This window comes from Faecalimonas canis (assembly GCF_054601575.1).
Genome location: NZ_BAAHSI010000054.1, coordinates 1 through 679, shown reverse-complemented (window position 1 = coordinate 679; position 679 = coordinate 1). Strand labels below are relative to the sequence as shown.

The window sequence follows — 679 nt, the reverse complement described above, 5'->3', positions numbered from 1 at the left end:
GTTAGCCCCTTCAATTATGCTAAAAATGTTCCGCAGGCGAGCAGACCTGTTGAAGCAAACAAAAAGGCGGTAGCTGTTGGGCTACCGCAGTGATTGAAATTATAGAAAGGATTTATCATGAATCAAAATAGCAAATCCTCAAATAATAATGTTAAAGCAAGTATAGACGATTTGAAAGCCTTATTGCCAGACTACCTTACAGGCAAAGGAATCGACTTAAAAAAGAACTTCACTTGCTTAAATCCAAACCATGCGGACAAGAATCCCAGCATGACTTATTACGCAGCTAGTCAAACGGTATATTGCCACGGGTGCAATGCAAGTTTTGATATTTTCGACTTATTCGCAATAGATCAGATGCAGGCAAGCGTGGATAGTTCAAACCGCGTGCATTATCCTAACGGCTTCAAAGAAGTATATATCAAGCTAGCAGACTACGTGCATGTTAATGTAAGCAAGTTCAAAGTTAAGCTAGAAGATGTAGAGCGTAACAAGATTAATGAATTTAATCGCAAAGTTATTGAAGTAGCCAGCCAGCAGATAGATCAAAGTGACTACTTGCAAAGGCGAGGAATCAGCAAAGAACTTGCTAAGAAGTTCAGCATTGGTTTTAATCCAAAATGGGTCAATCCTACAATCACAATCAAAGACGGCAGAGAACTAACGCCAACACCTAGAA

General features: G+C 39.6%; 1 protein-coding gene. It reads left to right on the top strand.

What is annotated here, in order from left to right; genetic code table 11:
* Nucleotides 1-117: 117 nt before the first annotated feature.
* A partial coding sequence (locus ACYPXO_RS11000; protein ID WP_459640612.1) for a CHC2 zinc finger domain-containing protein occupies nucleotides 118-679 on the top strand: 562 nt, incomplete at its 3' end.